This window comes from Polaribacter irgensii 23-P, assembly GCF_000153225.1.
Classification (GTDB): Bacteria; Bacteroidota; Bacteroidia; order Flavobacteriales; family Flavobacteriaceae; genus Polaribacter; species Polaribacter irgensii.
This window is the reverse complement of record NZ_CH724148.1, coordinates 1,005,911-1,019,169: the sequence shown is the minus strand read 5'-3', so window position 1 is coordinate 1,019,169 and position 13,259 is coordinate 1,005,911. Positions and strand designations below refer to the sequence as shown.

At 36.2% G+C, this 13,259-nt stretch carries 13 protein-coding genes and 1 tRNA gene; 4 read left to right on the top strand and 10 right to left on the bottom strand.

What is annotated here, in order from left to right:
- Positions 1-89 precede the first annotated feature (89 nt).
- Complete coding sequence (locus PI23P_RS04550) at positions 90-539, top strand: 6-pyruvoyl trahydropterin synthase family protein (RefSeq protein WP_004569572.1); 450 nt, start codon at positions 90-92, stop codon at positions 537-539.
- A gap of 41 nt (positions 540-580) precedes the next feature.
- Here PI23P_RS04550 and pth read toward each other — a convergent pair whose 3' ends face one another.
- The 3 genes from pth to PI23P_RS04535 all read right to left on the bottom strand — a co-directional run bounded on the left by pth (position 581) and on the right by PI23P_RS04535 (position 2,880).
- Complete coding sequence (gene pth, locus PI23P_RS04545) at positions 581-1,147, bottom strand: aminoacyl-tRNA hydrolase (protein ID WP_202899943.1); 567 nt, start codon at positions 1,145-1,147, stop codon at positions 581-583.
- A gap of 171 nt (positions 1,148-1,318) precedes the next feature.
- Positions 1,319-1,918 (bottom strand): 50S ribosomal protein L25/general stress protein Ctc, encoded by a 600-nt coding sequence (locus PI23P_RS04540; protein ID WP_004569570.1) that lies wholly within the window; start codon positions 1,916-1,918, stop codon positions 1,319-1,321.
- A gap of 20 nt (positions 1,919-1,938) precedes the next feature.
- A complete protein-coding gene (locus PI23P_RS04535) occupies positions 1,939-2,880 on the bottom strand; it encodes a ribose-phosphate pyrophosphokinase (RefSeq protein ID WP_004569569.1) in 942 nt (313 codons plus the stop codon).
- A gap of 123 nt (positions 2,881-3,003) precedes the next feature.
- Here PI23P_RS04535 and PI23P_RS04530 point away from each other — a divergent pair.
- Positions 3,004-3,085 (top strand) — tRNA-Leu (locus PI23P_RS04530).
- 114 nt (positions 3,086-3,199) lie between these two features.
- On the opposite strand, the gene PI23P_RS04525 is transcribed toward PI23P_RS04530, so the two are convergent.
- From PI23P_RS04525 to PI23P_RS04510, 4 genes are read right to left on the bottom strand one after another with little or no spacing between them, the layout of a single operon-like run.
- Positions 3,200-4,219, bottom strand: a complete 1,020-nt coding sequence (locus tag PI23P_RS04525) for a UDP-glucose--hexose-1-phosphate uridylyltransferase (protein WP_004569568.1) — start codon at positions 4,217-4,219, stop codon at positions 3,200-3,202.
- 2 nt (positions 4,220-4,221) lie between these two features.
- On the bottom strand, positions 4,222-5,373 hold the full coding sequence (gene galK, locus PI23P_RS04520) for a galactokinase (protein ID WP_238299975.1): 1,152 nt from the start codon (positions 5,371-5,373) through the stop codon (positions 4,222-4,224).
- Entirely contained in the window at positions 5,366-6,280 is a 915-nt protein-coding gene (locus PI23P_RS04515) for an aldose 1-epimerase (protein WP_004569566.1), read from the bottom strand. Before PI23P_RS04515 ends, galK begins: the two co-directional genes overlap by 8 nt.
- 2 nt (positions 6,281-6,282) lie before the next feature.
- The gene (locus PI23P_RS04510) at positions 6,283-7,281 is read right to left on the bottom strand and encodes a GntR family transcriptional regulator (protein ID WP_004569565.1); all 999 of its coding nucleotides are present in this window, start codon (positions 7,279-7,281) and stop codon (positions 6,283-6,285) included.
- A 97-nt stretch (positions 7,282-7,378) separates the two neighbouring features.
- Between PI23P_RS04510 and galE the strand changes: the two genes are divergently transcribed.
- Complete coding sequence (gene galE, locus PI23P_RS04505) at positions 7,379-8,410, top strand: UDP-glucose 4-epimerase GalE (RefSeq protein WP_004569564.1); 1,032 nt, start codon at positions 7,379-7,381, stop codon at positions 8,408-8,410.
- A 69-nt stretch (positions 8,411-8,479) separates the two neighbouring features.
- A complete protein-coding gene (locus PI23P_RS04500; RefSeq protein ID WP_004569563.1) occupies positions 8,480-10,129 on the top strand; it encodes a solute:sodium symporter family transporter in 1,650 nt (549 codons plus the stop codon).
- 152 nt (positions 10,130-10,281) lie between these two features.
- Here the strand turns inward: PI23P_RS04500 and accC are convergent, their stop codons facing one another.
- The 3 genes from accC to PI23P_RS04485 all read right to left on the bottom strand — a co-directional run bounded on the left by accC (position 10,282) and on the right by PI23P_RS04485 (position 13,175).
- Positions 10,282-11,619: an acetyl-CoA carboxylase biotin carboxylase subunit gene (gene accC, locus PI23P_RS04495; RefSeq protein ID WP_004569562.1), complete on the bottom strand. Its 1,338-nt coding sequence runs from the start codon at positions 11,617-11,619 to the stop codon at positions 10,282-10,284.
- A gap of 64 nt (positions 11,620-11,683) precedes the next feature.
- Complete coding sequence (accB, locus tag PI23P_RS04490) at positions 11,684-12,154, bottom strand: acetyl-CoA carboxylase biotin carboxyl carrier protein (RefSeq protein WP_004569561.1); 471 nt, start codon at positions 12,152-12,154, stop codon at positions 11,684-11,686.
- A 25-nt stretch (positions 12,155-12,179) separates the two neighbouring features.
- Positions 12,180-13,175: a beta-ketoacyl-ACP synthase III gene (locus PI23P_RS04485; protein ID WP_004569560.1), complete on the bottom strand. Its 996-nt coding sequence runs from the start codon at positions 13,173-13,175 to the stop codon at positions 12,180-12,182.
- Positions 13,176-13,259 lie beyond the last annotated feature (84 nt).

Below are 13,259 nucleotides of genomic sequence, written 5' to 3'. Positions count from 1 at the left end.
TAACGCTATTTCCAAAGCAAAAACACACACACTATAACTTCGATACGTACGCACTTTAGTGCCGTTTTGAAAACACCAATAAAATTAAAATGAGCACAATTAGAATTACAAAAAAATTTAATTTTGAAACAGGACATGCATTGTACGGATACGATGGAAAATGCAAAAATGTTCACGGGCACTCTTACAAACTTTCTGTAACCGTTTCAGGGAAACCCATTACAGACAACACCAATCCAAAATTTGGGATGGTAATTGATTTTACAGACTTAAAAAAGATTGTAAATGAAGAAATTGTCGATGTATTTGACCATGCAACTGTCTTCAACCAAAACACACCGCATGTAGAGCTTGCAAAAGAATTAATGGCAAGAGATCACCACGTGCTATTGGTAGATTACCAGCCCACCAGTGAGATGATGGTTATAGACTTTGCTCAAAAAATTAGAAGTAGATTGCCAGAAAATATAAAATTACACGCTATAAAACTGCAAGAAACAGAATCTAGCTTTGCGGAGTGGTTTGCTAGTGAAAACTAAGATTTTGCAGACGCAATAAAGCGCAGCAGTTAGTACTACTGTTATTTTCCGTTGAAAATATTCATGGTATTTGCCAAGCCATCAGTGCCAAAAGAGGTAATTGCATTGGACGAAGTAGGAAGGCGCTCAATTAATTGACTCGTTTCTTCTTTGTCCCATTCCCCAAGCACAAAATCGACTTGCCGACCTCTGGCAAAGTTTGCCCCCACACCAAATCTAAAACGGGAATATTCTTGTGTATTTAGTTTCTCTTGAATGTCTCTTAGTCCATTGTGACCACCAGCGGTCCCTTTGGCCTTGATCCGTATCGTACCAAAATCTATGTGTACATCATCGGTTACTATTAAAATATTTTCAATGGCTATGTTTTCTTTGTCCATCCAATATTTTACTGCTTTACCACTTAAATTCATATATGTACTCGGTTTTAAGAGGGTAAAACTTTTCCCTTTAAAACCAAAGCTTGCGATGTCTCCTAACTTCTCTGTTTCAAAAGTTACCGCATGCGCAGCTGCAACGGCATCTAAAATTTTAAAACCAATATTGTGACGGGTATTTTTATAGGCATCTCCAATATTTCCCAAACCTACAATTAAAAATTTTTTCATTACGTCTTCTTTTGTTTGCAAATTCTTACTAAAAAAATATTTTAAAAATGCTGCAAGCTTCCTACTTTAAAAATACTAAGAAATTAAATTGGAACCACCAGCAACACGTTTAAAGCAAAAAAAAGCGTTACAAATTTGTAACGCTTTCGTATACTTAAAGAGCTTACCGATTTATTCTGCTGCTGCTTCTGATTCTTCTTCTCCTTCAATGTCGTCTTCTGCAGTCGCATTACGAGAAGTTCTTACTTGTACTACCACAGTATTGTCTGGGTGCATAAAAGTGTAACCATCTGTTGTTAATGAAGCGACTGTTAATTTACCACCAATTCTCAATGCTGAAATATTGGCGTTTACAAAATCTGGTAAATTAGCGGGTAACGCTTTCACTTTTAACTTTCGGTTTGTAAAACGCAAAGAACCTCCATTTAAAACTCCTGGTGAAGTTCCTGTTAAGTTCACAGGAATTCTCATGGTAATTTCTTTATCCTCAAACAACTGATAAAAATCTGCATGTATAATGCGATCTGTTACAGGATGAAATTGGATGTCTTTTAAAATTGTTTGTATTGATTGTCCATCAACAATAATTGTAGCGGTATAAACATTGGGAGTGTATACCAATTTTTTAAATGCTAATTCTTCTGCTGAAAAATGCACTAGCTTACCTCCTCCGTATATAACGCAAGGAACCATACCAGCATTACGTAAGGCTTTTGTTGCTACTTTGCCCACGCTTTCTCTTTTTGATCCTTTAATTGTAATTGATTTCATTACTTTTTTTATTAATTTGTTTACATTAAAAATTGCCCACTAATTGACGTGTTATCTTGAACTTTGCCCATAACATCAGCAAATAATGGGGCGCAAGATACAACTTTTATTTTAGAAGTCTCTTTTCGTAATGGAATAGTATCTGAAACAATGAGCTCTGTTAAACCCGAATTTTCTATTTTTTCATAGGCATCTCCTGAAAGAATTGGATGTGTACAAATTGCACGAACACTTAAGGCACCTCTTTCCATCATTAAATTTGCAGCATGTGCTAAAGTACCTCCTGTATCAATCATATCGTCTACGAGAATTACATTTTTTCCTTCCACATCTCCAATCAACTCCATACTCGAAATTTCATTGGCTTTCTTGCGTTGCTTGTAACAAATAACAACATCAGAATGCAAATGTTTTGAATAAGCATAGGCACGTTTAGAACCTCCCATATCTGGAGAAGCTATTGTTAAGTTGTCTAATTTTAAACTCTTTATGTAGGGCATAAAAATAGTAGAGGCATATAAATGATCCACTGGCTTTTCAAAAAATCCTTGAATCTGATCTGCATGTAAATCCATTGTAACAATTCTAGTTGCCCCTGCAGATTGCAAAAGGTTTGCAACTAATTTTGCGCCAATTGCGACCCTTGGCTGGTCTTTTCTATCTTGTCTCGCCCAACCAAAATAAGGCATAACTGCTGTAATATGTCTCGCTGATGCTCTTTTAGCCGCATCTAACATTAAAAGCATTTCCATTAAATTGTCTGCATTTGGAAATGTAGAACCAATAATAAAAACACGCCTTCCTCGAACAGATTCTTGAAAAGCAGGTTGAAACTCTCCATCACTAAAGTGTGTTGTTTTTACTTTTCCTAAAGTAGTGTTGTACTCTTTGGCAATATTTTCTGCCAAAATAATACTTTGTCTGCAGGCGAAAAGTTTTGGCATTAATTGATTTGTAGGCATTTAGTTGTTGTTTAAGTGCTGTTATTGTGTGCAAACAAAAGTAAAAATATTTATTGAGTTTGAAATTAATTTATGGACTTTAAAATAAAATAATTTTATACATTTGCATTGCTATTAAAAAAAGCTCAAGTGGCGGAATTGGTAGACGCGCTGGATTCAAAATCCAGTTTTTTCGGAAGTGCGGGTTCGATTCCCGCCTTGAGTACTAAAAGCCCTTTAAAAATATTTTAAAGGGCTTTTTAATTGATTCCTTACAAATTTCCCCGATCTTTTTACTACCGATAATTATTCTCTATAATCAAAAATAAAAGCGAAAAAGTTAAACGAACTCTTTCAGTCGTTGTGCCGCTATTTCTGGAGTAATGTCTCTTTGCGGAGAACCGAACAGCTCATAACCAACCATAAATTTTTTTACTGTTGCACTTCTCAATAGTGGGGGATAAAAGCTCATATGCCAGTGCCAATACTCGTTTTTATCTCCATTTGTTGGTGCTTGATGAATTCCGCTAGTATACGGAAAAGAGGTTTGAAACAATTGATCGTAGGCCCTGGTAACAACCGCTATTGCTTCTGCAAAGTTATTCGCCTCAGAAGCCTTCATTTCTGAAATATCCCTTTGTGCTTTTTTAGGTGCAATCATCACCTCAAATGGCCAAATCGCCCAAAAAGGAGTCAAAACTAAAAAATCTTCATTTTCAAAAATCACTCTTTCCTTTGCAGCAATCTCCTGAGCTAGGTAGTCTACTAACAAGCTACTGTTGTGGTTTTTAAAATAGTTTCGCTGCTCCCTATCTTTCTTTTCAACTTCATTTGGCAAAGAAGATTGACTCCATATTTGTCCGTGTGGATGTGGATTGCTGCAACCCATCACTGCTCCCTTATTTTCGAAAATCTGCACGTAATTAATTTCTTCGTTTTGTCCTAAAGAAAGGTATTCTCTTTGCCAAACATGCACTACTTTTTGAATGTCTTCCACCTCCATATCTGCTAAACTTTGAGAGTGATCTGGACTGAAACAAATAACTTTACAGATCCCTGTTTCACTTTTTGCTTTGAACAAGCCCTCTTCCACTTCAAAAGACGGAGATTCTTTTTGAAGAGCTGCAAAATCATTTGTAAAGACAAATACATCTGTATAAGCTGGATTTATTTCTCCATTAATTCTTGTATTTGTAGCACACAAGTAGCAATTTTCGTCGTAGGAGGGTCGTTTTTCTTTAGAGACCTCCTCGTGCTGACCTTGCCAAGGCCTTTTTGCCCTATGTGGAGAAACCAACACCCACTCTCCTGTTAGCATATTCAACCTTTTGTGCGAGTACTCTTGTAAATTTGTAGCCATTTTTATTTTTTTATAACCCTGGTTCCTTTGGATAGTTTTACGTGATAGCTTGTGCATTCTTTTCGGAACTCCTGCTTGAATTTTTTTGAAATTTCTTTTTTAAACTCCGCAACTGCCGATTTCTTTATCAAATTAATCGTGCATCCTCCAAAGCCCCCACCCATCATTCTTGCGCCTAATATATTTTTATTTTCTTTGGTTTGGGCGACTAAAAAATCAAGTTCTTTACAGCTAACTTTATACTGATCTCGCAAACCTGTGTGCGATTTATAAAGTAGTTTTCCCAATTTTTTTAATTCGTTGTTCCTAATCGCTTTGGCAAACAATTTTACGCGGTGATTTTCTTGAATTACATACAATGCCTTTTCATAATCCGCTGCAGAAATTTCATCTTTTATTTTTGCTAACTCTTTTTTAGTTGCGTCTCTTAAAGCAGCTACTTTTAATATTTTTGCCACTCTTTCACAAACTTCCCTTTTCTCATTATAAGCACTTTCTGATAAATCGTGCTTTACATTGCTATTAATCAAAAGCAATTGGTATTTTTTTAAATTTATTTTAAAGGATTTGGCTTTAATCGTTCTACAATCCAAAAGCAATGCACTGTTCTTCTTTCCAAACATACTTACAAATTGATCCATAATTCCGCATTTTACGCCTACAAAATTATGTTCCGCTTTTTGTGAAATCAAAATCATCTCACTCTTTTTTAAAGAAAATTGGAACAACTCATTCAAGGCAAAAACGACACTATTTTCTAAAGCTGCCGAAGAAGACATGCCTGCACCCCCAGGAATATCTCCTGCAAAAACCATATTAAAGTTGGGTACTGTAATTCCTAAATTCTGAACCTCTGCAACCACGCCAACAATATAGTTTCTCCAACTACCTGCCTCTAAAGGCACAATACTCCGGACATCAAAAGAATACATCTCTTCTTTATTCAATGCGTATACATGACTTTCATTCTCCTTATTTTCTTGAATCGCCAATAGAATTCCCTTGTCAATCGCTGCCGGAAACACAAAGCCTTCATTATAATCTGTATGCTCCCCTATTAAGTTTATTCTTCCTGGAGAAAAAACCAATATCGGTTTCTTACCAAAATGAGACTCAAAACTCTTTCGAACGTTTTTTACTAATTTCTTATTCATTCTTGCTGCCTTTTTTAATAAAATGAACATCCCATTGTGCCCTATACCCCGCGTTGGAATCTAATATTTGCAATCCTTTTTTATTATTAAAACTATCTGAAATTCCACTCATAGGTTCAAGAGCGGTTACCTGCTTATCTTTTGGTGTATAGACTTGTAAATAATTTTCTTTCGCATCACTATTTAACAAAATACTGTGCGTGGGGGTGCTGAACTCGACAGAACCCTCTCTTAATACATAACAATCATCGAACCCCTTGTTTTTAATTTGACACGGATTTTCCGCTTCGAATTCAATAATTGTATCCGTAATTAAATTGGCGTCGAATTGCACTTTTTGCTGACTTTTAAAAGACAAAAAACTATGGTAAAGGTCTGTGGAAACAAAATAAGGGTGCCAACCTAGCGTGAATGGAAAAGAAGTAATATCTGTATTTTTTACCTGCACAGCAATCGAAATATGCTCCTCTTTTAAAATATATTTTAAAGTCATATCGTACAAAAAAGGAAATCCTATTGACCTTTCTTTTTCTTGATAAAAGAGTGTAACAGAACAAAGGTTCATTTGTATTTGTTGATCAATTACCAAAAACTGTTTATTATAAACCAATCCGTGCAGTGCGTTGTTATTTCCTTTTTCATTGCATTCAAACTGATACACGGTGTTGTTAAAAGAATAGTTGCTATTCTTAATTCTGTTTGCAAATGGAAATAAAATAGCAGCAGCAAAAGAGTCCTCGTACTTTTGTCCAATGGGTTCTTTCACTACGTCAATTGCGTCAAATTGCAATGCCTGTAATCTACCGCCTTCCGTCAAAGAAACAACAGCTTTTGTTGCATTATTTGCACTTTTTAATTCGATATAAGATTTTTTGTTTTCTTTTATTATGGGTGAGATGACAAACATACTTATAAAGATTTTCGTAAAATAAAACTACTCGTATTGGCAATTTTCTCCTGCTGTTTGTGCAGCACCATATTCGCTAACCGCGCTCCCATCAGATTAAAATCTGTTGAAATTGTAGTAATCCCCCCAGCTACAATTTCTTTAAGCATGGTCTCATTGTAAGAGATAATGCCGATATCCTGCGCTAAAATTAATTGTTCTTGTTTTATTTTTTTGACAACCCTAATAAGATCTTTGTCGTCTAGAAGGATGTATAAAGCTCCTTTTTGCAAGGTTCTATCTTCAAGAGAATCAATGACGGCACTCTTTAAATTGTTGTCTTTACAAAATAAATTAAATCCGGCTAACAATCCCTGTGGTTGTTTTTCTTTAGAAAACAATAAAATTAATTTTGTATACTTTTTTATCTGTGAAAGTCCCTTTTGCAAACCATGATAAAGGTCTTTTTCAAAATTTTGAAAAATTCCGGAATATTCCGATAGCTCTTTGTGCATCTGGTCTAAGATATACACTTTTTCTCTCGGTAAATTTTGGAGCACCTCTCCAGTTCCTACTAAATTTGCCGGCATGATTACATATCTGCTATAGTTGCCTACATTATCATGAATTAACTTTGTAAAAACAGCCATATTAAAGTGATGGAAAAAAATATCAACTTGAACATTTGCTCCTAAATTTTGTACAAAAGAGGTATATAAATCCTCTTTAAAAGAATTGAACTCGTCAAATAATAAGAATATTTTTTGCACAACATCAATTTCTTCCGTAGAAACATAATACCCTTTCCCAACTACAGAATGAATAATCCCTCTGTTTTTTAAAGCGTTGAATGCATTTAAAACAGTATCTCTAGACAGCTTGTGCTCATTTTTAATTGTATTTAATGAAGGCAATTTGTCTCCTTTTCTTAGCAACCTATTCATAATCGCATCTTCTACAGCCTGCACTATTTGCTTGTATTTAGGTGTTCCAGGTGTTTTTTCTAAGGACAATGTTTTCATACAACAAAGATAAAATAATATTTATAAAAACTACTGGTACGAACTGGTAGTTTTTAAATTTATTTTATTATTTTTGAAAACGATATCCGATACAGAAATGAAAAATAAGATTATTGTTACTGGGGGGTGCGGCTACATTGGCGCTCACACCGTAATTGAATTAATTACACACAATTTTGAGGTGTTAATTTTAGATAATTTATCAAATGCTACTGAAAAAACATTGGAACGGATTCAAAAAATTACTGGAATAAAACCACGCTTCACAGAAATTGATTTAAAAGATGCCGTAAAAACCAATGCTATTTTTTCGAAGCACCAAGATGCCATAGCAGTCATTCATTTTGCAGCACACAAAGCGGTAGGAGAATCGGTTGACAATCCAATAAAATACTATAAAAACAATCTGTACTCTTTATTAAATACCTTGAGTGCACAGAGAAAAAACGGGATTCAAAATTTTATTTTTTCTTCGTCTGCCACGGTTTATGGGACTCCAAAAACATTGTCAATTACCGAAGAAAATGAAACGCAACGACCTTTTTCTGCATACGGAAATACTAAAAAAATAGCCAAAGAAATCTTAGAAGACCTCATCAGCACAGACAAAACATTCTCGGCGATTTCATTGCGTTATTTCAACCCAATTGGAGCGCATGATTCTGGCTTGATTGGAGAATTGCCTAGCGGGATACCCAACAACTTAATGCCCTATATCACACAAACTGCTGCTGGTATTCGTGAAAAACTAATGGTCTACGGCATGGATTACCCTACAAAAGACGGCACGCCCGTTCGAGATTATATACATGTAGTTGATTTGGCAAAAGCACATGTCGCCGTTACAAGACTCCTTGAAAAAAAACAAGAAAAAGCGTTTGAAGTTTATAATTTAGGCACCGGTGTGGGTTTTTCAGTTTTAAAAATTATCAAATCTTTTGAAGCCGTTTCAGGCATCGCACTAAATTACGAAATTACAGACAGGAGGCCTGGAGATGTTCCCCAGCTATTTGCATCCACAGCACTTGTAAAAGAAAAACTAGGATGGTCGGCAGAAAAAAATTTAGATGCAATGATTCGTTCTTCATGGGAATGGGAACAAAACGTAAGATCCATTAAAAATTTGTAAATTTTACCTACTTTGTGCCCGTAAAAATCGACTGCTAAAACATAAACTAAAGAACCAATATTAATTACAATGATGCAAATTTTAACCTTTTTAGGATTCACAATACTGGTTGCGGTCATCTCTTATTTCGCAACAAGAAACACAGAAGAAGCATCTTCAGATGGCTACTTTTTAGGAGGAAGAAGTTTAACTGCGGGTGTAATCGCAGGTTCCTTGCTACTCACAAACTTGTCAACAGAACAAATTGTTGGCCTAAACGGTGCCTCTTATCAAAGTGGGTTATCTGTAATGGTTTGGGAAACTTTAGCAGCAATTGCCATGGTGGTTACCGCCCTCTTTTTATTACCGCGATACCTAAAAGGAGGTCTAACAACCGTCCCTGGATTCTTGGCAAAAAGATTTGATACGACCACAAAAACCTTGACCTCTGTTTTATTTCTCTCTGGGTATGCAATTGTGCTACTCCCTGTCATTTTGTACTCTGGATCCCTTGCCATAAGCGGTATGTTTAAGATCCCCGAATTATTAAACGTTACACACACGCAGTCTATTTGGATTTGTGTGTGGGGAATTGGAATTATTGGCGCTATTTATGCCGTTTTTGGGGGGCTAAAGGCGGTAGCAGTGTCAGATTCCATCAATGCAATTGGCCTCTTAGCAGGCGGTATTTTAATCCCTATTTTTGGCTTGCTGCTTATTGGGAACGGAAATATTTTAGAGGGATTAAATAGCATAACTACCGCACATCCAGAGAAGTTCAAATCGATGGGTGGACCAACAGATCCAGTTCCTTTTTACACCATATTTACAGGAATGATGTTGGTACAATTATTCTATTGGGGAACAAATCAACAAATTATACAGCGCGCTTTGGGCGCAAAAAACTTAGAAGAAGGTCAGAAAGGACTGTTGCTAGGTTCTTTTGTAAAAATATTAGGACCGTTAATTGTAGTATTGCCAGGTATTATTGCGTTTCATCTTTTTGAAGGAAAGCTAGAAAATGCAGACAGTGCGTATCCAATGTTGGTAAACAAAGTACTCCCAGATGCCTTTGTCGGTTTTTTTGCAGCAGTCCTTTTTGGAGCCATTTTAAGCTCATTTAACAGTGTCTTAAACAGTTCTGTTACCTTGTTTGGTATTGATGTGTACAAAGAGCATATCAACAAAGAGGCCACAGAAAATACAATTGTCAAATACGGAAAAATATTTGGAGTAATTTTGGCGATTGTCGCCATGTTTATTGCGCCTTTAATTGCAAATGCAGGAAGTCTATTTGACTATTTACAAGAAATTAATGGTATTTATAGCATTCCTATTTTAACCATTATAGTGGTTGGATATTTGACAAAACGCGTTCCTGCAATCGCTGCTAAAATAGGGTTGGTTTCGGGATGTCTTTTGTACATTATAAGTCAGTTTTTTATGCAACCTTACTTTGTTGTCACGGCACTAGAAAAAGCTTCGGAACGTGGGATCACAGATGCTGCAGCACTGGCCTTAATCGAAGTACAAGCCTACCCTCACTTTTTAGATGTCATGGCTATTTTATTTGTACTGAATATCGCAATCATGTTGCTGATTGGAAAGATAAAGCCAAGAGCTACCGATTTTATTCAAGAATATACACAGCAAGTAGATATCAAACCTTGGAAGCATGTAAAAGTTGCAGGTCTTGGAATTTGTTTTATAGTCATAGGAATCTATGTCTATTTTGCTTAAAAAAAATACTAAAGAAGAGAGCTGCATTCCATTGAATGCATCCCTCTTTTTTCACTGAGAATTTTTGAGAACTTAAAAAAAATAAGGACACAAAAAAAGAGAATACTTTAAAGTATTCTCTTTTTTTATTACTTGTATTACCACCTTATCTACTATTTCATCACAAAATCTTCCATAAATTTTGTCGTATAATTTCCTGAAATATAATCTGGATGGTCCATGAGTTGCCTGTGAAAAGGAATGGTTGTTTTTACGCCCTCTATTACAAATTCGTCTAAAGCCCGCTTCATCTTGTTAATCGCCTCTTCTCTGGTTTGAGCAGTGGTGATTAATTTTGCGATCATAGAATCGTAATTTGGTGGAATCATGTACCCTGCATACACGTGAGTATCAATGCGAATTCCATGGCCTCCTGGCGCGTGAAAAGTAGTAATTTTTCCCGGTGCTGGTCTAAAATTGGCGTAGGGATCTTCTGCATTAATTCTACATTCTATCGCATGCATTTTCGGATAGTAATTCTTACCAGAAATTGGCACCCCTGCAGCAACTAATATTTGTTCTCTAATTAAATCATAATTTACAACTTCCTCTGTAATGGGATGTTCTACTTGAATCCGCGTATTCATCTCCATAAAGAAGAAGTTTCGATGCTTGTCTACCAAAAACTCTACCGTTCCTGCACCCTCATATTTTATGAATTCTGCCGCCAAAACAGCTGCATTTCCCATTTTTTCTCTCAACACATCTGTCATGAAGGGAGAAGGTGTTTCTTCTGTTAATTTTTGATGACGCCTTTGCACAGAACAATCTCTTTCAGATAAGTGACATGCTTTCCCAAAAGAGTCTCCAATCACCTGAATTTCAATATGTCTTGGCTCTTCAATGAGTTTCTCCATATACATATCGTCATTGCCAAAAGCCGCTTTTGATTCTTGTCTTGCAGAATCCCAAGCATCTTTTAAATCTTCTGCTTTCCAAACGGCACGCATTCCTTTACCACCACCACCAGCAGACGCTTTTAGCATCACGGGATATCCGGTCTCTAAAGCCACCTTAATACAGTCTTTAAAGTCAAGAATAATGCCCTCACTACCGGGAACACATGGCACACCTGCAGCTTTCATGGTTGCTTTCGCATTTGCTTTGTCACCCATTTTATCGATCATCTCACCAGTAGCTCCAATGAACTTGATATGGTGCTCTTCGCACAATTTAGAAAACTTAGCGTTCTCTGATAGAAAACCGTACCCTGGATGGATTGCATCGGCATTTGTAATTTCCGCCGCAGAAATAATATTTGACATCTTTAAGTAAGATTCTGAACTTTGTGGAGGACCGATACAAACTGCTTCATCCGCAAAACGAACATGCAAACTTTCTGCATCGGCTGTAGAATAAACAGCAACTGTTTTAATACCCATTTCTCTACAGGTTCTAATAACGCGCAGCGCAATTTCTCCCCTATTGGCAATCAATATTTTTTTAAACATACCTATAAAAAATTATGAATTATGACCTACAAATTCTAAATTTAGAATTCGAACTTCATAATTATTAAGATGGATCTACCAAAAACAAGGGTTGGTCAAATTCTACTGGAGAAGAATCGTCCACAAGAATTTTAACAATTTTCCCTGAAATTTCAGACTCTATCTCGTTAAATAATTTCATTGCTTCAATCACACAAACTGTATCTCCAATTCTTACCTCGGTACCCACCTCTGCAAAATTTGGTTTGTCTGGCGATGGTTTTCTGTAAAAAGTACCAATAATTGGCGACTTGATAGTAATGTACTTCGCGTCTTCATTCTCAGAAACCACGGCTGCAACCGCACCAGGAACCGCAGCAATCGGCGCAGCACTTTGCGGAATCCCTTGCATTGGCGGAGCTTGAACAATTGTTGTTTCTGTAGCACCTGAACCTGTTTTAATTGTAATTTTCACATCTTTTATTTCTAACTTTACCTCGCTAGCGCCAGATTTAGCTACAAATTTTATAAGATTTTGAATTTCCTTAATATCCATTTTTCTTATTGTTTAATTATTGTATTTATGAATTGTATGCCCATTTTAAGTAGGCAGCTCCCCATGTGAAACCTCCACCAAATGCAGCAAAAATTAAATTATCCCCTTTTTTTAATTGCGTTTCATAATCTGCGAGTAACAAAGGCAATGTAGCCGATGTGGTATTCCCATATCTATGAATGTTCATCATTACTTTTTCTGGAGAAACCCCTACCCTTTTCGCAGTTGCCTCTATGATTCTTTTGTTTGCTTGATGTGCTACTAACCATTGAATGTCTGGCTCTGTCAGATTGTTTCGAGAAAGCATCCTTCCAGCAACATCAGCCATGTTTGAAACGGCATATTTAAAAACAGTTTTCCCTTCTTGATAAACATAGTGTTTTTTACCGGCTACCGTTTCTTTTGTGGTGGGCATCAAAGAACCTCCAGCTTCAATTCTTAAAAAATCTCTACCAACACCGTCACTTCTTAGATACTCGTCTTGCAATCCCAAACCTTCATGATTGGGCTCAAATAAAGCTGCTCCAGCGCCATCACCAAAAATAATACAGGTTGCTCTGTCTGAATAATCGATGATAGAAGACATTTTATCTGCTCCTATTAACAACACTTTTTTATACATCCCAGAAGCAATGTATGCTGCTGCCGTAGACATGCCATATAAAAAACTAGAACATGCCGCTTGTAAATCATAGCCAAAAGCATTGATAGCACCTATCTCACTGGCTACATAAGCAGCTGTAGAGGCGATTGGTAAATCGGGTGTAGCAGTAGCAACAATTACGAGGTCGATCTCTTTGGGATCAATATTTCCTTTTTTAAATAAATCTTCAGAAGCTTTTATAGCCATGTAAGAGGTTCCTAAGCCCTCTCCTTTTAAAATTCTTCTTTCCTTGATTCCAGTTCTAGAAGTAATCCATTCATCGTTGGTCTCTACGTAAGATTCCAACTCTTTATTTGTTAAAACATATTCGGGAACGTATTTCCCAACTGCGGATATTGCTGCAGTAATTTTTGTCATAATTGTTGTTTATTGTCCCAATCTTAAGGGGGATCAAAGAAATGAAATTTATTTTAATTTTTGACCTAAAACTTGTCAAAAACG